This is a genomic window from Kineococcus sp. AC630, from assembly GCF_979255925.1.
The window spans coordinates 31129-51084 of the sequence record NZ_CEEDMJ010000028.1; the positions used below are offsets into that span (position 1 = coordinate 31129).

13 protein-coding genes are annotated in these 19956 nt (G+C 73.8%); 5 read left to right on the forward strand and 8 right to left on the reverse strand.

All coding sequences use genetic code 11. From position 1 onward, the window contains the following. Positions 1-70: 70 nt before the first annotated feature. Entirely contained in the window at positions 71-2410 is a 2340-nt protein-coding gene (locus AC0I8G_RS22635) for a beta-galactosidase (protein ID WP_471731955.1), read from the reverse strand. Positions 2411-2481: 71 nt separating this feature from the next. Continuing rightward, positions 2482-3357 carry a helix-turn-helix domain-containing protein gene (locus AC0I8G_RS22640; RefSeq protein WP_471731956.1) on the reverse strand — a complete coding sequence of 292 codons (876 nt, stop codon included), beginning with the start codon at positions 3355-3357 and terminating at the stop codon, positions 2482-2484. Positions 3358-3478: 121 nt separating this feature from the next. Here AC0I8G_RS22640 and AC0I8G_RS22645 point away from each other — a divergent pair, with 121 nt between their 5' ends. The 3 genes from AC0I8G_RS22645 to ettA are packed head-to-tail and all read left to right on the forward strand — an operon-like array spanning position 3479 to position 9049. Beyond that, positions 3479-6421 (forward strand): DUF5107 domain-containing protein, encoded by a 2943-nt coding sequence (locus AC0I8G_RS22645; RefSeq protein ID WP_471731957.1) that lies wholly within the window; start codon positions 3479-3481, stop codon positions 6419-6421. Then, a complete protein-coding gene (locus AC0I8G_RS22650; RefSeq protein ID WP_471731958.1) occupies positions 6418-7356 on the forward strand; it encodes an aldose 1-epimerase family protein in 939 nt (312 codons plus the stop codon). The genes AC0I8G_RS22645 and AC0I8G_RS22650 overlap by 4 nt, the downstream gene beginning before the upstream one ends. A gap of 10 nt (positions 7357-7366) precedes the next feature. After that, positions 7367-9049 (forward strand): energy-dependent translational throttle protein EttA, encoded by a 1683-nt coding sequence (gene ettA / locus AC0I8G_RS22655; protein ID WP_328295314.1) that lies wholly within the window; start codon positions 7367-7369, stop codon positions 9047-9049. On the opposite strand, the gene AC0I8G_RS22660 is transcribed toward ettA, so the two are convergent. The 3 genes from AC0I8G_RS22660 to AC0I8G_RS22670 all read right to left on the reverse strand — a co-directional run bounded on the left by AC0I8G_RS22660 (position 9036) and on the right by AC0I8G_RS22670 (position 12676). Continuing rightward, complete coding sequence (locus AC0I8G_RS22660) at positions 9036-10526, reverse strand: GGDEF domain-containing protein (protein WP_471731959.1); 1491 nt, start codon at positions 10524-10526, stop codon at positions 9036-9038. The genes ettA and AC0I8G_RS22660 overlap by 14 nt on opposite strands. A gap of 83 nt (positions 10527-10609) precedes the next feature. After that, positions 10610-11770, reverse strand: coding sequence for an acyl-CoA dehydrogenase family protein (locus tag AC0I8G_RS22665; RefSeq protein WP_471731960.1), 1161 nt, complete (start codon positions 11768-11770; stop codon positions 10610-10612). A gap of 48 nt (positions 11771-11818) precedes the next feature. Beyond that, positions 11819-12676 carry an acyl-CoA thioesterase gene (locus AC0I8G_RS22670; RefSeq protein ID WP_471731961.1) on the reverse strand — a complete coding sequence of 286 codons (858 nt, stop codon included), beginning with the start codon at positions 12674-12676 and terminating at the stop codon, positions 11819-11821. 37 nt (positions 12677-12713) lie between these two features. On the opposite strand from AC0I8G_RS22670, the gene AC0I8G_RS22675 reads away from it, so the two are divergent. Beyond that, entirely contained in the window at positions 12714-13688 is a 975-nt protein-coding gene (locus tag AC0I8G_RS22675) for a zinc-binding dehydrogenase (RefSeq protein WP_471731962.1), read from the forward strand. Positions 13689-13702: 14 nt separating this feature from the next. On the opposite strand, the gene AC0I8G_RS22680 is transcribed toward AC0I8G_RS22675, so the two are convergent. The 3 genes from AC0I8G_RS22680 to AC0I8G_RS22690 form a co-directional block, all read right to left on the reverse strand. Continuing rightward, entirely contained in the window at positions 13703-15328 is a 1626-nt protein-coding gene (locus AC0I8G_RS22680) for a glycoside hydrolase family 13 protein (protein ID WP_471731963.1), read from the reverse strand. Continuing rightward, positions 15325-16212 (reverse strand): phosphatase PAP2 family protein, encoded by an 888-nt coding sequence (locus AC0I8G_RS22685; protein WP_471731964.1) that lies wholly within the window; start codon positions 16210-16212, stop codon positions 15325-15327. Before AC0I8G_RS22685 ends, AC0I8G_RS22680 begins: the two co-directional genes overlap by 4 nt. Positions 16213-16307: 95 nt before the next feature. Further along, positions 16308-18140, reverse strand: coding sequence for a phosphoenolpyruvate carboxykinase (GTP) (locus tag AC0I8G_RS22690; protein ID WP_471731966.1), 1833 nt, complete (start codon positions 18138-18140; stop codon positions 16308-16310). Between the two features lie 169 nt (positions 18141-18309). On the opposite strand from AC0I8G_RS22690, the gene AC0I8G_RS22695 reads away from it, so the two are divergent. Next, on the forward strand, positions 18310-19824 hold the full coding sequence (locus AC0I8G_RS22695) for a helix-turn-helix domain-containing protein (RefSeq protein WP_471731965.1): 1515 nt from the start codon (positions 18310-18312) through the stop codon (positions 19822-19824). The last annotated feature ends 132 nt before the right edge of the window (positions 19825-19956 follow it).

Below are 19956 nucleotides of genomic sequence, written 5' to 3' on the forward strand. Positions count from 1 at the left end.
CCGACGTCGTCGTCCGCCCACGCCGTGACGCTACGTCGCACGGAGTTCCCGCAACCATGGGTGATCCGACTCAGACCATGGACGAAACCCCGGTGGCCACGACCACCCGCGCGATCCGCACGACCTCGACGGAACGGACGTGGACACCGTCCGGCACGTCCCGCACGGACGGGTCCACGAACACCCCCGTCGCCACGCGCCACGGTAGGAGTTCCAGGTCGAGACCGTCGCGACTCACCGGGTCCCGCCACGGGGTCAGGTCGAGTTCCCACACCCGGCCGTGCCAGAAGTGGTCGCTGACCACGACCCCGTCGACCACGGCCCGGCCGACGTCACCGGTCCAGTCGACCCGCAGCAGCACGCGGTCGGTCCCGGTGAGGAGTTCCGGCGGGACGTCCACGTGGACCCGGGCCGCGCCGGAGAAGTCGGTGGGGGCGCTGAGCCGGTCCGCCGGTCCGCCGCGACGGGGCGCGGGCGGGGCGGGGGCGATCGGGTGCAGGTCGCGCAGCAGGGTCACCGTGCCGCTGCCGGCCACCGCCACCGTCCACGTGGACCACGGGTCCTCCGCCCGGCCCGTCAGGACCGAGAGCGTGACCGCGTCCCGGTCGGTGTGCAGGACGAGCCCACCCTCGCCCGCGTATAGCGGGGCGTCGCTGAGGACGAGGCGCCGCGCGCCGTCCAGGTCGAGGGCGTAGAGGCGGTTCGCGGTGGCCTCGTCGAGCACCACCACCCGCACGCCGGGGAGTTCCACGACGCACGAGGGGCCGGGTTCCCGGGTGAGCGCGACGACGGTCGCGCCGTCCCGCAACTGCGCGCGAGCGGTCCCGGACACCGCCGGCCGCCCCTCGAGGACGAGTTCGACGGGAACCCCGTCGGTGGCGACGAGGACCACGAACGCGTGCCCGGCCACGGTGGTCCGGGTGAGGACCTGCGCGGTGGCGCTGCGCAGGACGAGCCCGTCGGCGAGGGGGTAGCGGACCGGCCACGCCACCGACACCCCGGCGGGGAGGTCGACCGGGCGGCTGGGCAGGGTCACCGCGCCGTCGTCGAACTCCACGGTGAACCGGACCCCGGGTTGCGCCGCGAGGGGTCGGCGCGCCGGTTGGTAGGTGGTGACGAACACGTACCCGCGTCGGCCGTCGGAGCGCACCGCCCAGCGCAGTTCCGCGGGGTCGTCGCTGCCGCCGCCGACGACGGTGGACATCGCGGCCAGGGCCGGACCCTCCTCGGCGAGCCACAGGTGCTGGCGTCGCAGCAGGTGGTGGTGCCGGCGGACCTGCCCGTGCTCGCCGATCGGGGCGGCGAAGTCGTAGCTGCGGGTGGGGACGTCGTTGGGGTACCCGGTGGCGTGGGACTCCTGCTGGGTCCCCTCCGCCCCGGTCCGCTGGGTGCCCCCGGCGTAGACGTAGTACCCCTGCCAGACCGAGCCGCTGCCGATCTTCGCCAGGGCCAGCGCGGCGACGTCCTCGGGGGTGACGAGCGGTCGCCGGTGGTACGCGACGTGCATGCCGCCGCCGAGTTCGCAGGTGGCGAAGGGGAACGCGGTGTCGTCCGTGGGCGCCACCGCCGCGGACGTGGTCCCGTCCAGGGCGGCCCGCACGTCGGCCCCGACGCTGAGGTCGTCGCGGTCCTCGGTGTAGCGGAAGTGCAGGCGGCCGTAGGCCGGCCAGTCGGTGCCGGCCTCCTCCCAGAACCCGTCGGCGTAGGCGCCGTAGACCGGGAGCAGCGTGTCCGGGACCTGCGCCCCGCCCCAGCCGGTCGCGGTCCAGACCGGCACCCGGAGCCCGAGCTCCTCGGCGGTCTCGCGCAACCGGGCCAGGTGCTCCGGCTGGTCGTAGAGCTCGTTGTCGATCTGGACGGCCACGACCGGGCCCCCGGACGCGTGGGTCAGGTCGGCGACCTGGGCGGTGGTCTCGGCGTAGAAGCGGCGGGCGAGCTCGAGGTAGGCCGGGTCGTTCGTCCGGGTCGCCAGGTCACGGGCCACCAGCCAGTCCGGGAACCCGCCGTGGCGGGACTCGCCGTGGGCCCACGGGCCCAGCCGCAGCACGACGTCCAGGCCGTTTCCGGCCGCGGTCACCACGAAGGCGCGCAGGTCGAGGTCGCCGTCCCAGCGGAAGTCCCCGGGGGCGGGTTCGTGGGCGTTCCAGAACACGTAGGTGGCCACCGAGGTCAGCCCGCCGGCCCGGGCGTGGCCCAGGACCTCGGACCAGCGTTCCCGCGGCACGCGGGAGAAGTGGACCTCGCCCGTCACGGGGAACCACGGCCTGCCGCCCCGTTCGAGCCGGCCGCTGGTGACCTCGATGCGGTCCGGGGTGCCGGCGGGTTCCCCCAGCGGGAGGTGCCCCCGGCGGACGTCCGCGGGCCTCCCGGCGCGCAGGGTGCGGGTGGGGTGCGCGACGTCGGCGTCCATGACGGCTCAGGCTAGGTGCGCGCCCCGGTGGGGAACCATGGGTGATCCCGCGCCGGGGATGGACGAAACGCTCACGCGGTCCGGGCGCGGAACGCCGTCGGCGACTGGCCGTGGGTCCGGCTGAACTGGCGGGAGAAGTACAACCCGTCGTCGTAGCCGCAGGCGGTCGCGACCTCCGCCACGCTCAGCGACGTGCCGTCGAGCAGTTCCCGGGCGCGGGCCATCCGCAGGTCGCTCTGGTAGCGCAGCGGGGAGGTCCCGACGTGCTGGCGGAACAGGGTCCCCAGCTGCGAGGGACTGAGCCCGACCATCGCCGCGAGGGCGTCGACGGGGGTACGGCGCGGCGTGGTCGCCCGCAGGTGCTCGACGGCCCGTTCCACCGGGCTCAACGCGGGGCCGCGGGGCCGGCGCCCGGTGGCGATCACCTGCGTGAGCGCGTGGAACGCGGCCCCCGAGGCCTGGACGAGCCCCCCGGCCGTCCCGGTGTCGAGGGCGTCCAGCACCCCCGACACCAGACTCGTCAGCGCACCGGGGTCGCGCAGGTGCGAGACCGGACCGCCCGCCGCGGAGGCCGCCGCGGTCAGCAGGTCGTCGGTGTCGGGGCCCGTGACGTGCATCCACCACAACGTCCACGGGTCCTCGCGGTCGGCCCCGTACTCGTGGGCGACCCCGGCGCGCAGCAGGACGGCGTCGCCGCGGTGCACGGGGTGGGAACCCTGCGGGGTGCGGCACCAGCCCGCACCGTCGGTGCAGAAGAGCACGACGTGCTGACGGGCACCCTGCGGGCGGCTGCGGCCGTGGTCGGCGGCGCGGGGGAAGAACCCGGCGTCGGTGACCAGCAGCCGGTCCGTCACGGGGCGGGTCGTCGCCTCCCGCACGACGGGCCGGGGGAGGACGAACATCCGCTGCCCGGCGAAACCGTCGCGCACCGGAACCACTTCGTCCATCCGGCCATGCAACGCGGTTCCCCGGCCGGGGTCAAGCGAGCCGCCGTCCGGTGGTTCGTCCATGCCCACCGTCGATCGGGCCATGGCGCCGGCGCCGTGGCCCGGCCTAGCGTGCTCGACCGTGGAGCAGAGAGCAGTCCCGGCCATCACCCTGCCCGAGGTCCCTGACGAGCTGCAGCCGGAACTGGCGGCGGGCTCGGCCGTGGCGTGGAACGCGCCCCTGACCATCCGGACCTACGAGGCGGGTGGACCCAGCCCGTTCCCGATGTACCTCGACCGCCGCGTCTACCAGGGCTCCAGCGGCACGGTGTACCCGCTGCCGTTCGTGGAGCACGTCGCCGACGAGGGCGTGGACCGGGAGTGGCAGGCGGTCCACCTGGAGAACCGCTACGTGCGGCTGGTGGTGCTGCCCGAACTCGGCGGCCGGATCCACGTCGGCCACGACAAGGTCACCGGGTACGACTTCTTCTACCGCAACGACGTGGTCAAACCCGCGCTCGTCGGGCTCGGTGGGCCGTGGATCAGCGGCGGGGTCGAGTTCAACTGGCCGCAGCACCACCGGCCCGGCACCTACCTCCCGGTCGAGATGACGATCGAGCACGACGAGGACGGGACCGTCACCGTCTGGTGCGGTGACCACGACCCGTTCCACCGCATGGCCGCCCAGCACGGGGTGCGGTTGCGCCGGGACAGCTCCGTCGTGGAACTCGCGGTGCGGTTGCACAACCGGACCAGCGAACGGCAGTCGTTCCTGTGGTGGGCCAACGTCGCGGCCCGCGTCCACGAGGAGTTCCAGTCGTTCTTCCCCGAGGACGTCCGCCACGTCGCCGACCACGCCCGGCGGGCGGTCACCGCGTTCCCGCGGGCCGATCGCCCCTACTACGGGGTCGACTACCCGCAGCGGGCCCGCGAGGAACCCGGCGCCGACCGGATCGACTTCTACCGCAACATCCCCGTCCCCACCTCGTACATGGTCATCGACTCCCAGGGCGACTTCTTCGGCGGGTACGACCACGCCGCCGGGGCGGGCTTCGTGCACTGGGCCGAGCGACGGATCTCCCCCGGGAAGAAGCAGTGGACGTGGGGCGACGCACCGTTCGGGCACGCCTGGGACGCGCAGCTGAGCGACGACGGCGGTCCCTACGTGGAACTCATGGCCGGGGTCTACACCGACAACCAACCCGACTTCAGCTGGTTGCTGCCGGGGGAGACGAAGACGTTCGTGCAGCACTGGTACCCCGTCCCGGCCGTCGGCGTCGTGCACCAGGCCACGCCCGACGCCGCGGTGCACGTCGAGCGGGGTTCCGCGGTGGTGGCGCGCTGCGCGGTCACCTCGCCCCGGCCCGCCGCCGAACTCCGGATCCTGCGGGACGGCGAGGTCGTCGCCGCGCGGACGGCGGACCTGGTGCCGGGGGTTCCCGCGGAGCTGACCTGGGCAGGGTCCGGCGGGGGACTCGGGGTGGAACTCCTCGACGCGGCCGGTCGCGTCCTCGTGCGCTGGGCTCCGGTCGAGGGCGGCGAGGTCGAGGCGGGCGCCGGCGAACCCGAGGTCGCGGAGGAACCTCCCGCTCCCGAGGCGACGGGGTCGGTGGAGGAGTTGTTCCTCACCGGCCTGCACCTCAGCCAGTACCGGCACCCGACGCGGTCGCCGGTGCCGTACTGGCGCGAGGCGTTGCGCCGCGATCCCGGCGACGTCCGGACGAACCTCGCGCTGGCCGACCGGGCCTACCGCGCCGGGTCCTACGAGACGGCGCGGCGGGGGGTCGAGACGGCGTTGCGCCGCCTCACCCGCCGCAACGCCAACCCCCTCGACGCCGAGGCGTACTACCTGCACGGTCTGGTGCTGGCCCGGCTCGGCCGGGTCGAGGACGCCGAACGGGCGTTCGGGAAGGCCGGCTGGGACGGCACCTGGGCCGCGGCCGCGGGTCTGGAACTCGCCCGGTCGCTGGCGCGCCGGGGTCGCGACCGCGCCGCGCTGCGCGTCCTGGACACCCTGGACGGCGTGGTCGGTCACGACACCCGGCGGATCGCGGTGCGGGTGCTGCTCTGGCGTCGGACCGGGAACCACCGGGGTGCGGCCGAGGTGCTGCGGGCCGCGCTCGCGGTGGACCCGCTGGACGCGACGCTGCGCTTCCTGGACCAGCGCGAGCTCGCCGACGACGCGGGTCTGCTGCTGGACGTCGCGCTCGACCTGCGCGCGGCCGGCGAGCACGGGCAGGCCCTGCGGTTGCTCGAGCGCGTCGCCGCGGTCCCCGCCGGTGCCGCCGGGAACTTCCGGCCCGTCGCGGAGTACACGGCCGCGGTCGTCCACGCGGAACTCGGCTCCCCGGTGGAGGCGGCGGCGGCGCGCGAGCGGGCCCGGCGCAGCGACCCGACCCTGGCCTTCCCCGCCGGCCTCGACGCGCACGACGTCCTGCTCGCCGCCCTCGACGCCGATCCCGCGGACACCACCGCGGGGTTCCTGCTGGGGAACCTGCTCTACGCCCACGGCCGTCGGGTCGAGGCGACGGAACTCTGGGAGGCGTGCGTCGCCCGGGGGATGCGTCACCCCGTCCTGCTGCGCAACGCGGGCCTCGCCGCCCACAACGTCTCCCACGACGACGAACGCGCCTGGGCGCGCTACGCAGCGGCGGTCGAGGTCTCCGGTGCGGACGCGCGGCTGCGCTACGAGCAGGACCAGCTGGCCGTCCGGCTCGGCCACGACCCCGCGCAGCGCTTCGCGCGTCTGCGACCGGTCGAGGACCTCGTCCTGACCCGCGACGACCTGACGGTGGACTACGTCGCGCTGCTGCTCGACCAGGGGTTCGCGGCGCGGGCCCGCGAGATCCTCTCGACCCGCCCGTTCCACCCCTGGGAGGGCGGCGAGGGCCGGGTCGTCGCCGCCTGGGACGCGACCGCCGCCGCACTCGGCCTGGACCCCGGTGACCCCCCGACCTCGCTCGGCGAGGCCCGCCCCCTCCACCCGGCCCCGGCGGCCGTGGGCGCCGACGGCGCCACCGACTACTTCGCCACCAGCCTCCCGGACCTCCTGCTCTTCGCGCGGGAGGACGGGGACGGGTGGTGAGCGTCCCGGGACGGGCGTTCCACCTGGTGGCCGCCGGGTACGAGGCCGACGTGGTGAGCGTCGGGGCGACGCTGCGCCGGCTGACGTCCCGGGGTCGCGACCTCGTCCTGCCCTTCGAGGCGGCCCAGGTGCGGCCGGCGATGTCGGGCACGCTGCTGGCGCCCTGGCCCAACCGGGTCGGCGACGGTCGCTACGTCTTCGGGGGTGCGACGCACCAGCTCGACGTGAACGAGGTCGACCTGGGCAACGCCACGCACGGCCTGGTCGCGTGGTCGGACTTCGACGGCCACCAGGACGGGCCGGACCACGTGCGGCTCACCACGACGATCGAGCCCCGGCCGGGCTACCCCTGGTGCGTCGACCTGTCGGTCGACCTCACCCTCGGGGAGCCCGGGCTGCGCCAGGAGGTCACGGCCGTCAACCGCAGCGGCTCGCCCGCGCCCTTCGGGGTGGGCGGACACCCGTACCTGCTGGCGGGGCCGCCGGGGGAGCGGGCGCTGGACGCCTGGTTCCTGGAGGTCCCCGCCGAGCGCGTGCTCACGACCGACGAGCGCCGGCTGCCGGTGGGGGAGGTCGCCGTCGCCGGCGCGCTCGACTTCCGAGCGCGGCGGCCCGTGGGTGACGTCGTCCTCGACCGGTCCTTCACGGGGCTGCGGACGGGGCCCGACGGCCTCGTGCGGGTCCGGCTCACCGACGCCGGGGGCCGGGGCGCCGAGCTCGTCCTCGATCACCGCTGCCCCTGGGTCCACGTCTACTCCGCCGACCTCTCCACGGGAGCAGCCCACCGCGCCGCGCTCGCCGTCGAACCCCTGACCTGCCCGCCGGACGCGTTCCGTTCCGGCCGCGACCTCATCGGCCTGGCCCCGGGGGCCTCGACCACGGCGGGCTGGACGATCCGGGCCGTGGGTGGCGGCGGGGACGTGGCGAGCGACTAGCCTGGGGCCCGTGGCGGAATTCATCTACGTGATGTCCAAGGCTCGCAAGGCGCACGGGGACAAGGTCATCCTCGACGACGTCTCGATGTCGTTCTTCCCCGGCGCGAAGATCGGGGTCGTCGGGCCCAACGGTGCGGGCAAGTCGAGCGTGCTGAAGATCATGGCGGGGCTCGACCAGCCCTCCAACGGCGAGGCCCGCCTCTCGCCGGGCTACAGCGTCGGAATCCTCATGCAGGAGCCGGCCCTCGACGAGACCAAGACCGTGCTGCAGAACGTCCAGGACGGTCTCGGCGAGCTCAAGGTCAAGATGGACCGCTACAACGAGATCACCGGTCTCTTCGAGGACCCCGACGCCGACTTCGACGCCCTCATGTCGGAGATGGGCCAGCTGCAGGAGGAGCTCGACCACGCCAACGCGTGGGACATGGACTCCCAGCTCGAGCAGGCCATGGACGCGCTGCGCTGCCCGCCGGGCGACTCCGACGTCTCGGTCCTCTCCGGGGGGGAGAAGCGTCGCGTCGCCCTGTGCAAGCTGCTGCTCGAGCAGCCCGACCTGCTGCTGCTCGACGAACCCACCAACCACCTCGACGCCGAGTCGGTGACCTGGCTGGAGCAGCACCTCGCGAAGTACCCCGGTGCCGTGCTGGCCGTGACCCACGACCGCTACTTCCTCGACAACGTCGCGCAGTGGATCCTCGAGCTCGACCGCGGCCGCGCCTACCCCTACGAGGGCAACTACTCCACCTACCTGGAGAAGAAGCAGTCCCGCATGGAGGTCCAGGGCAAGAAGGACCTCAAGCTGGCCAAGCGCCTCAAGGACGAGCTCGAGTGGGTCCGCTCCAACGCCAAGGGCCGCCAGACCAAGTCCAAGGCGCGCCTGAACCGCTACGAGGAGATGGCCGCCGAGGCCGAGCGCACGCGCAAGCTCGACTTCGAGGAGATCCAGATCCCGGCCGGTCCCCGGCTGGGTCAGGTCGTCATCGAGGCGAAGGACCTCAAGAAGTCCTTCGGTGATCGCACCCTCATCGAGGGTCTGTCCTTCTCGTTGCCGCGCAACGGCATCGTCGGCGTCATCGGGCCCAACGGCGTCGGGAAGACGACGTTGTTCAAGACCATCGTCGGCCTCGAGGACCTCGACTCCGGGGACCTCAAGATCGGCGAGACGGTCAAGCTGTCCTACGTCGACCAGTCCCGCGGTGGCCTGGACGCGTCGAAGTCGCTGTGGGAGACCGTCTCCGACGGCCTGGACTACATCCAGGTCGGCAACCAGGAGATGCCCTCGCGGGCCTACGTCTCGGCGTTCGGCTTCAAGGGTCCGGACCAGCAGAAGCCGGCCGGCGTCCTCTCCGGCGGGGAGCGCAACCGCCTCAACCTGGCGCTGACGCTCAAGGAGGGCGGCAACGTCCTGCTCCTGGACGAACCCACCAACGACCTCGACGTCGAGACCCTGGGGTCGCTCGAGAACGCCCTGCTGGAGTTCCCCGGGTGCGCCGTCGTCGTGAGCCACGACCGCTGGTTCCTCGACCGGGTGACGACCCACATCCTGGCCTACGAGGGCACCGAGGAGAACCCGGGGAACTGGTACTGGTTCGAGGGGAACTTCGCCGGCTACGAGGAGAACAAGGTCTCCCGCCTCGGGCCGGACGCCGCGCGCCCGCACCGCGTGACGTACCGCAAGCTCACCCGCGACTGACGGGAACCTCCACCGGCGAGGGGGGTGCGGCGGCGACGACCCGGTCCCGCCCACCCTCCTTGGCCGCGTAGAGCGCGGTGTCGGCGCGGGCGAACAGCTCCGCCGGGTTCTCCAGCCCGTCCCAGCGCGCCACCCCGGCCGAGAACGTCTGCCCCGCCGGGGTGAGCCCGCGCAGGCCGTCGACGAGGGCGAGCGCCGCGTCGGGGTCGTGACCCAGCAGCAGCAGCACGAACTCCTCCCCGCCCCAGCGGCCCAGCATCGCCGCCCGGCCGGGGCCGACGGCGGCGCGCGCGGTCTCCAGACCGGTCCGCCACCCGGCCGCGGCCGCGACGAGCAGGCTGTCGCCGGCCTGGTGGCCGAAGGTGTCGTTGAAGGACTTGAAGCGGTCCAGGTCGAGGACCGCCACGTGCAGCGTCGAACCCTCCCCGCGGGCGCGGGTCTGCAGGCGCTCCAGCTCCGCGTCGCTGGTGCGACGGTTCGGCAGCCCGGTCAGGGCGTCGGTGCGGGCCAGGGCGGCGAGGCGGGCGGTCTGCCCCTCCAGGTGGCGCAGCAGCCCCGACATGCGCAGCACGACGAGCAGGAACAGCACCACCGAGGACAGCGCCACCGCCCACGCCTCCAGCTCCAGGCCCAGCGCGAGCTGGAGCATCAGCATCCCGGGGGAGACGAGGCTGGCCAGGGTCAGGGCGGTGAGGCGACCGCGGGTGAAGCGGGTGTCCCCCTCCCCGTCCACGACGTCGGTGAGGCGGCGCATCGAGGGGTGCAGGGCGGCCGCGGAGAAGGCGACGTAGCCCAGCAGCCAGGGCAGGGTGATCAGCCCGTGGGCGTCCGCGCCGGTCATCGTCGTGTACTGGTAGGCGCAGTCGGCCACCAGCAGCAGCGCGTTGGCGCCGACCAGCCAGCGGAACGCGACCGTGCGCGCGCCCCCCGTCGTGAGCAGACGCACCAGCAGGGCCAGCAGCAGCACGTCGCCCAGCGGGTAGGCCGCGGCCAGCACCTGCGCGACGCGGGAGCCCTCCGCGGCCGCCAGCCCCGGACGCATCAGCAGGACCCAGCTGACCAGGACGAAACCGACGGTGAAGATCGCCGAGTCGATGAGGCCCTCGCGGTCGCGGCCGCCGCCGCGGGCCCGCACGAAGCGCCAGAACCCGGCGGCGATGAGGACGTAGCTGGTGAGGTACAGGACGTCGGCGGGCGAGGGGAACGGTGAGACGTGCAGGACCCAGGTGTAGGCGGCCCACAGCAGGTCGGCGCAGGCCCACACCCCGATGCCGGCCGTGACCAGCCACCAGCCGCCGGCGGCCCGCGGGGCGTGGCGCCGCACCCCCGCGGCCATCGCCGCCACGCACCCGAAGCTGACGACCGTGTACAGGACGTCGTGGCCGACCCCGGCGGGCAGCAGCACGCAGAGGACGGAGAGCAGGGTGGCGACGATCAGGTGCACCCGGAACAACGTGTCGGGACGGCGGGGGGTCACGGTGGTGGATCGGCGCCGCGGCGGGCGCCGCTGAGGTGGGGCCACCCGTTCGGCCCTCTCCTGCGGGCGCCCGGACGCGCGCGTCAGCCCGCCGGCAGGTACCGCCGCGTCGCCGTCCCGTTGAGGTCGTGGTCGCCGATGGCGCGGCGGCGGTGGATCGCGGGGTTGTGGGTCGCGATCGTGCGGGCGTTGCGCCAGTGCCGGTCCAGCCCGAGGTCCACGTCGACGGCGGAGGCACCACCCACCTCGAACAGGTTCGCCGTCGCGTCGACGACCAGCGGCAGGACGACCTGCTGGGCGCGGTAGACCTCCAGCTGGGCCTGCAGCAGGACGTCGTGGTCCCCGTCGGCGAGGTGCCTGCTCAACGCGGCGTCCAGGGTGCGGGCCGCGCCGAGGACGATCGCCCGGGCCGCCGACGCCGCGCTGGAGAGCCCGCCGACCTCGGCCTGCACCAGGTGGTGCTCACGGGGCAGGGCTTCCCCCGCGTAGCCGAAGATCCGCCGACGGCCCCGGACGTAGTCGACGGTGTCGTCCAGGGCGGCGAAGCCGATCCCCGCGACGACCGCCAGCAGCACCAGCTGGAAGAACCCGAGCACGTACGTCTGCGCGTCGCCGTCGGGATCGATCCGCCGCACGTGCCCGGGGTCGATCGCGACGTCGGTGAACGTCGTCGTGCCGCTGCCGGTGAGGCGCTGCCCGAAACCCCTCCAGTCGTCGACGACCTCGACCCCGCGCGCGCCGGTCGGGACGAAGACCTGGACGCTGTCGCCGTCGAAGGCGGCGGAGGTGTCGATCCAGTCCGCGTAGATCGACCCCGTCGTGTAGAACTTCCGGCCCCGCAGCCGCAGACCCTCCGGGGTGCGTTCCAGGACGGTGGAGAGGTCCGAGGTCGTCGAGGCCTCCGAGACGGCGTTGCCGACGAGGTCACCGTCCAGCACCCGCTTCCACCAGCCCTCGCGCGCCCCCGGGTCGGCCTCGAAGTACTGCTTCTCGACGAACGCGAGGTGGCCGCGGAAGACGTGGGCGACGTTGCAGTCGGCCCGGGCCAACCGGATCAACCGCTCGAAGAGGACCTCCAGCGAGGCCCCCTCGCCGCCGACCGACGCGGGGACGTGCGCGTTCGGGAACCCCGCCGCCGCGAGCTCGCGGACGAGTTCGGCGGGCAGTTCGCGGTCACGTTCGCGCTGGGCCGCCCCGGCGCGGACGCGGGTCAGCAGTTCCTCGAAGGTCTCCTCGCTCAGCACGGCGCCACGGTGCCACACCGCCACCGAGCCCGGTCCGAGCGCCCGACGTCAGCCCGCGGACGGGACCCGCACCATGCCCTCCTGGGCGACCGTCGCGACCAGCCGGCGCTCGCGGTCGTACATCCGACCCGTCGAGAGACCCCGCGCGCCGGAGGCGTTCGGGCTCTCGACCACGTACAGGAGCCACTCGTCGGCGCGGGCGGGGCGGTGCCACCACATCGCGTGGTCGAGGCTCGCCACGCTCGTCCCCGGGCTCGACCAGGCCAGCCCGTGCCGGCGCAGCACCGGTTCCAGCACGCTGAGGTCGCTGGCGTAGGCCAGCGCGCCCCGGTGCAGCAGGTCGTCGCCCGGCAGGGGCGCGTCGAGGCGGAACCACACCGACTGGTGCGCCCGGCGCTGCGGGTCGGCGCTCCCGTACAGCGCCGGTTCGACGTGCCGGATCTCGACGTGGCGGCCGCGGCCGATCTGGCGGGCGCGCGGGTCGTCGACCGCGTCCAGGATCTCGTAGTCGCTGCGCAGGTCCTCGGGCTCGGGGACGTCGGGGGCGGGTTCGAAGTGCTCCAGCCCCTCCGAGGCGGTCTGGAAGGAGGTGATCCCGGAGAGGATCGGCACCCCGTTCTGGGTGGCCTGGACCCGGCGGGCGGAGAAGGACCGCCCGTCGCGCAGGCGCTCCACCGAGAACGCGACCGCGACGTCCGGGTCGCCGGGACGCAGGAAGTAGGCGTGCAGCGAGTGCAGCCGCCGGTCCTCACCGACGGTGCGGCCGGCCGCGACGGCGACCTGGCCCAGCACCTGTCCGCCGAACAACCGGGCGCGCCAGTGCGGGAGGTTCGGGCCGGTGAACACGTCCTGTGCGTCGTCGGCCGGCTGGACGTCGAGCACGGGCAGCAGGGGACTGGTGGTCACCCGCGCACGCTACCGGGAGCGGGGGTAGCGTCGGCGCGTGCTCGCCGCCCGCGCCGTCCGCGCCCTCGAACCGGGGTCAGACGACCCGTTGTCCGCGCTGGAGGTGGCCGACGCCCCGGCCGCCGGGGCCCCACCGGGCTGGGTCCGCGTCACCGTGGCGGCGGCCGCCCTGAACCGGCACGACCTGTGGAGCCTGCGCGGGGTCGGGTTGCCGCCCGAGCGGCTGCCGATGGTCCTGGGCTGCGACGCCGCGGGGACGCTCGACGACGGTTCCGAGGTCATCGTGCACGCGGTCGTCTCCGACGAGGACTTCCGGGGTGACGAGACCCTCGACCCGCGGCGGACGCTGCTCTCCGAGCTCCACCCCGGCACCCTCGCCGAGCACGTCTGGGTCCCGCGCCGCAACGTGCTGCCGCGACCCGCCGGGTGGAGCGTCGAACGGGCCGCGTCGCTGGGGGTGGCGTGGCTCACGGCCTACCGGATGCTGTTCACCCAGGCGCGGGCCGTCCCCGGCCAGACGGTGCTGGTCCAGGGAGCCGCGGGCGGGGTCTCCAACGCGCTGATCACCCTGGGATCCGCTGCGGGACTTCGGGTCTGGGTGACCGGACGCACCCCGGAACGGCTCGAGAAGGCCCGTTCCTGGGGGGCGGCGGCGACGTTCGCGAGCGGGGAGCGGTTGCCCGACCGGGTCGACGCGGTGTTCGAGACGGTCGGCAGGGCGACCTGGAAGCACTCCGTCCAGGCGCTGAAGCCCGGCGGCTGCATCGTCGTGTCCGGCGCCACCACCGGCGGCGACGCCCCGGCGATGCTGGAGAACGTGTTCTTCAAGCAGTTGCGGGTCCTGGGTTCCACGATGGGCACCCGCGACGAGTTCGAGCGCCTGCTGCAGTTCTGCGTCACCGCCGGTCTGGAACCCGAGATCGACTCCGTCCACGCCCTCGCCGACGCCCGGGACGCGTTCGCGCGTCTGGACTCCGGCGAGGCCGTGGGGAAGGTCCTGGTCCGACCCTGACCTGACGACTCCCGTCAGGGGAGGCGGAACCAGGCGGCGGTGTCGGTGGGGACGCGGTCGGCGTCGAGGTCGCCGCTGGCCACCAGCAGGGTGGCTCCGGCGGGCACGGCGACGGGGTCCGGGCCGAGGTTCGCGACGACGAGGACGTCGGCGCTGGTGAAGGCGAGCACGTCGCCGCCGTCGATCTCGTGCCAGCGCAGGGTGCCGCGCCCGAGGTGGAGTTCCCGGCGCAGGGCGATCAGCGTGCGGTACAGCTCCAGCGTCGACCCGGCGACACCCGTCTGGGCGGCGACGGACAACCGGCCCCAGAGTTCCGGCTGCGGCAGCCAGCTGGCCGGACCCGAGCCGAAACCGTAGGACGGTTCCCCGCCCTCCCAGGGGATCGGGACCCGGCAGCCGTCGCGGCCGGTGTCCTCGCCGTTCGTCCGGGCGAACGAGGGGTCCTGACGGACCTCCGCCGGCAACGTCGTCACCTCCGGCAGACCGAGTTCCTCACCCTGGTAGACGTAGGCGCCGCCCGGCAGGGCGAGCATGAACGTCGTCGCCGCGCGGGCCCGGCGCAGACCGAGCTCGGCGTCCGGTTGCGGGTCGTCGGGACCGACACCGCTGGTGGGTTCCTGCCCGGCGGGGTATCCGAGGCGGCTGGCGTGCCGGACGACGTCGTGGTTGGACAGGACCCAGGTCGCCGGGGCGTCGACGGTCTCGTGCGCGGCCAGCGTCGAGGTGATGACGGCACGGAGTTCCGTCGCGCGCCACGGGGCCCGGAGGTAGTCGAAGTTGAAGGCCTGGTGCATCTCGTCGCTGCGCAGGTAGCGCGCGAGACGTTCCGGCGGGGTGACCCATGCCTCCGCGACGAGCATCCGCTCACCCGGGTAGGTGTCCAGGACACGACGCCAGCCGCGGTAGATCTCGTGCACGCCCTCCTGGTCCCACATCGGGGGACGCTCGCCGGTCTCCGCGGAGCCGTTCAGCAGGGCCTGGTCGTGGTCCCACTCGGGCAGGCCGTCGGCCTTGACCAGCCCGTGGGCGACGTCGATGCGGAAGCCGTCGACCCCGCGGTCCAGCCAGAACCGCAGGACGTCCTCGAACTCGGCGACGACCTCGGGGTTGGTCCAGTCCAGGTCGGGTTGGCTGGAGTCGAAGAGGTGCAGGTACCAGGAACCGTCCTCGACGCGCGTCCAGGCCGGACCCCCGAACACCGAGCGCCACGAGTTCGGCGGGGCGTCACCGTCCCCCTCGCGGAACAGGTAGCGCGCCCGTTCGGGCGAACCCGGCCCGGCGGCCAGGGCGGCCCGGAACCAGACGTGGTCGGCGGAGGTGTGGTTCGGGACGAGGTCCATCACCACGCGCAGGCCGAGTTCGTGGGCGCGCTCCGACAGCCGTCCGAAGTCGTCGAGGGTCCCGAACCTCGCCTCGATGCCGCGGTAGTCGGCGACGTCGTACCCCGCGTCCTTCTGCGGGGAGGGGTAGACGGGGGAGAGCCAGACGGCGTCGACGCCGAGCCCGGCCAGGTGCGGCAGACGCGCGGTGATGCCGGGCAGGTCGCCCATGCCGTCACCGTCCCCGTCGGCGAAGCTGCGCGGGTAGACCTGGTAGATGACGGCGTCACGCCACCAGGGGACGCTGTTCGGTTCGCTCACCGGTCCATCCTGCCGCCGGGCGGGGAGCGGTGCACCGTGGCCCCGGCCCCGCCGGGGGCGCGGCGCAGGGTGAGGAAGAGGCGGTGGCAGGTGATGACCACGCCGACCCAGGCCAGGCCCAGGGCCCAGCCGACGAGCACGTCGGTGAGCCAGTGGTGACCGAGGAAGACGCGGCTGAGTCCCATCGCGAGCGCGTAGGCGATCGCGAGGACCACGGTGAGCCGGCGCGCCCACCTCCGGTGCAGGCGACGCAGCAGGAGGTAGGCCACGATCCCGGCGAGGGCGACGGCGTTGAGGGAGTGCCCGCTGGGGAAGGAGAAGCCGAACTCGTAGGGCGGCACGGCGTCGGCGTGCGGCGGGCGGGCCCGGGTGACGGCCGCCTTGCCGGCCACCGTCAGGGCCAGCGAGCCGAGCATCGTGGTGACCACGAGCACGGCGGGTGTGCGGTGGCGCGCGACGAGGGAGAGGACGGTCGCGGCGGTGACGGCCAGCACGGGTGCCCCCACCGGGCCGCCCACGTGGGTGAAACCGGTCACCAGCGAGTCCAGCAGGGGCGTGCGGTGGCGCATCGCCAGCGCCAGCGCGGGGTGGTCCAGCTCGGCGACGCCGTCGTCCTCCACGACGCTGTCGTAGACGCCGTCGACGAGCGCGGCCAGGACCGCGGTCAGCAGCAGGCCGACGCCCAGGGTGAGCAGGAGCACCTGGTGGGGGGCGAAGCGGTGCCCGAGGGCGAGGGCGAGGCGGACCAGGCGGCGTCCCGCGGCGGTGGGCCAGTGGGTGAGGTCGCGCCGGCCCACGAAGTCCTGGTCACGGCCCTCGGCGAGCTGCCGCGTCGCTCCGGATTCCGCCCGGCCGGTCGCGTCGTCTGCTTCGTGCGGTGTCAACGTGCTCCACCCCGGTCGTCGATCTCGACGGGGCGCCGGTGCGCGCCCCACCGGAGCGACTGTGGCACGACGGGGCGTGGGGGGCCGCCCGAGGCTCAGGCGGCCAGGTCGCCCCCGGTGGGCGGGTCGAGGCGGTAGCGCAGCAGGTCCAGGTGGCCCCGCAGCTCGGCGGGGAAGCGGTGGCCGAACTGGGCGAACCAGCGCTCGAGCCGGCCGACCTCGTCCAGCCACGCGGCCGGGTCGAGCGCGAAGAGTTCCGCGAGGTCGGCCGCCGGGACGTCGAGTCCGGCCACGTTCACACCCGACGGGGTCGGTACCAGGCCCACGGGGGTGTGCCGGGCGTCCGCACTGCCCTCCAGCCGTCGGCAGATCCACTCCACCACGCGGGAGTTCTCGCCGAACCCGGGCCAGAGGAACCGGCCGTCGTCACCGCGGCGGAACCAGTTGACGGAGAACACCTCGGGCAACCGCGTGAGCCGGTCCCGCATCGAGAGCCAGTGCGCGAAGTAGTCGGCCATGTTGTAGCCCGCGAAGGGCAGCATCGCGAACGGGTCGTGCCGCAGCTCACCCACGGTCCCCTCCGCGGCCGCGGTCCGCTCGCTCGAGATCGCGGCCCCCATGAACACGCCCTGGCTCCAGTCGCCGGCCTGGGCGACCAGCGGGACGTTCGAGCGGCGACGGCCACCGAAGAGGATCGCGTCGATCGCGACGCCCTCGGGCGCGTCGAACTCCTCGGCGATCGAGGGGCACTGCGCCGCGGACACCGTGAACCGCGCGTTCGGGTGCGCCGCAGGGCTCCCCGACCCCGGGGTCCAGGACCGGCCCCGCCAGTCGGTCAGGTGGTCCGGGGCCTCCTCCGTCATCCCCTCCCACCAGACGTCACCGTCGTCGGTGAGGGCGACGTTGGTGAAGATGACGTTCTCGCGCAGCATCTCCATCGCCGTCGGGTTGCTCGACCAGCCCGTGCCCGGTGCGACCCCGAAGAACCCGGCCTCGGGGTTGATCGCGCGCAGTCCACCGTCCGGACCGGGACGCATCCAGGCGATGTCGTCGCCGATGGTCTCGACCCGCCAGCCGGGGATCGTCGGGCGCAGCATCGCGAGGTTCGTCTTGCCGCAGGCCGAGGGGAACGCCGCCGCGAGGTGGAACACCCGCTGCTGCGGCGAGGTCACCTTGAGGACGAGCATGTGCTCGGCCAGCCAGCCCTCGTCGCGGGCCATCACCGAGGCGATCCGCAACGCGAAGCACTTCTTCCCCAGCAGGGCGTTGCCGCCGTAGCCGGAACCGAAGGAGAAGATCTCCCGGGTCTCGGGGAAGTGCGCGACGTACTTGAGGTCGTTGCACGGCCAGGCGACGTCGTCGCGGTGCCGGCCGGCGGCGTCGACCAACGGCATCCCGACGCTGTGGACCGCGGGGACGAACGGGGTTCCCGGGGTGATGGCCGCGAGGGCGGGCGACCCCATCCGCGTCATGGTGCGCATGCTGACGACGACGTAGGGGGAGTCCGTCACCTGGACCCCGAGCTGCGAGATCGGGCCGCCGACGGGGCCCATCGAGAACGGGACGACGTACATGGTCCGGCCGCGCATCGACCCGGTGAACACCCCGGCGAGTTCCTCGCGCAGCGCCTCCGGCTCGCGCCAGTTGTTCGTCGGCCCCGCGTCCTCGCGACGGTGCGAGGCGATGAACGTGCGGCTCTCGACCCGGGCGACGTCCGAGGGGGCGGAGCGGGCGAGGAAGCTGCCCGGACGCAGGTCCGGGTTCAGCGGGACCAGGGTGCCGGCGGCGACCATCTGCGCGGTGAGACGGTCGAACTCGGCCTGCGACCCGTCGCACCAGACGACCTCGTCGGGCTGGGTGAGCCGGGCGGTGGCCCGCACCCAGCTGAGCACGGCCTCGTTCGCCGTGGGGGTCCCCGAGAGACTCACGCTCTCCGGGGTCGTCCCGCTGCTGTTCTCACGCGTCACTTCGGTCGTCACGTCGGCGTGCCTCCTCGAGATGGGTGCTGGTCCGTGTTTCGACCCTGACGGCGATCGAGCAGTCGAACAACGGTCCGGACCCGTGAAGAAGAGCAATTCTTCACGTACGGTGAAACGCATGCCTCGATTGCGCGTCGCCGCCCTCGAACCGCTCACCGACCCGGCGCTCGCCCCGGTGGAACCCGAGACCGGACTCGACGCCCTCACTGTGGGCCGCCGGATCCGGCACCACCGCGGGGTCAAGGGCTGGACGCTCGCCCAGCTCGGCGAAACCGTCGGCACCGCCCAGAGCCAGCTCTCGCAGGTCGAGAACGGCAAGCGCGAACCCCGGCTCTCGCTCATCACGGCGCTCGCCCGCGCCCTCGAGGTCACCCCCGCCGAACTGCTCGACCCCTCGCCCCCGCCGACGCGACGCGCCGCGCTGGAGATCGAGCTCGACCACGCGCAACGCTCGCCGCTGGCCCGCACGCTCGGCCTCCCCGAGGTGAGCGCCGGCCGGAAGCTCCCCACCGACGCCCTGGAGTCCCTCGTCCGGCTGCACCGCGAACTGGCCCGGCGCCACGACGCCTCCAACGCGACCCCCGAGGAGGCCCGACGCGCCAACACCGAGATCCGCCTGCTCATGCGGCGCACCGACAACCACCTCCCCGAGATCGAGGAGCTCGCCGAGGACCTCGTCCGCAGCGCCGGGTACACCGTCGGCGCGCTCACCCACCGCCAGGTCGCGCGGATGGCCTCCGACCTCGGGTTCAGCATCATCCACGTCGAGGACCTGCCCCACTCCACCCGCACCGTCACCGACCTCGCCCACGGCCGGATCTACCTCCCGCCGGCCTCCATCCCCGGCGGGCACGGGCTGCGATCCCTCGCGCTGCAGGCCATCGGGCACCGCGTGCTCGGGCACGAACGCCCCGCCAGCTACACCCAGTTCCTCCGGCAACGGCTCGAGATCAACTACTTCGCGGCGTCCTGCCTCCTCCCGCGCGCCGCCGCCGTGCAGTTCCTGTCGGCCGCCAAGGCCGACAAGGACCTCGCCGTCGAGGACTTCCGCGACGCCTTCGGCGTGACCCACGAGGCCGCCGCGCACCGGCTCACGAACCTGCTGACCTCCCACCTCGGGATCCCCCTGCACTTCCTGCGCGTCGGCGAGGACGGGGCCCTGTACCGGGGGTACGAGAACGACGGCGTGCCCTTCCCCCAGGACGCCTCCGGCAGCATCGAAGGACAACCGGTCTGCCGCCGCTGGACCGCACGGACGGTGTTCGACGTCCGCAACCGCACCACCGAGAACTACCAGTACACCGACACCCCCGCCGGGACGTTCTGGTGCTCCAGCCAGACCGGGAGCAGCGGGGACGGAGGGTTCTCGATCACCGTCGGCGTGCCCTACGCCCACGCCAAGTGGTTCCGCGGGCGCGACACCCGGGTGCGGACCCGGAGCACCTGCCCCGACGGGGACTGCTGCCGCCGCCCACCCCTCGACCTCGTCGAGCGCTGGGCCGACGCGGCGTGGCCCTCGGCGCGCCTGCACGCGCAGACCCTGGCCCCGCTGCCGTCGGGACGTTTCCCCGGAGTGGACGACCGCGAGGTGTACTCGTTCCTCGCCTCGCACGCGCCCACCTCGGCGGGGTGAGGATCTGCTCGGTCTGGTGCCGGGCGGTGCGATGAAGGGGGTGGCGGATACTCCGTTCGCGCGAGTTCGCGCCTCGCCTCACGATCGTCGATCGGCGCTCACTCCGGACATCCGCCACCCCCTTCACCGCAC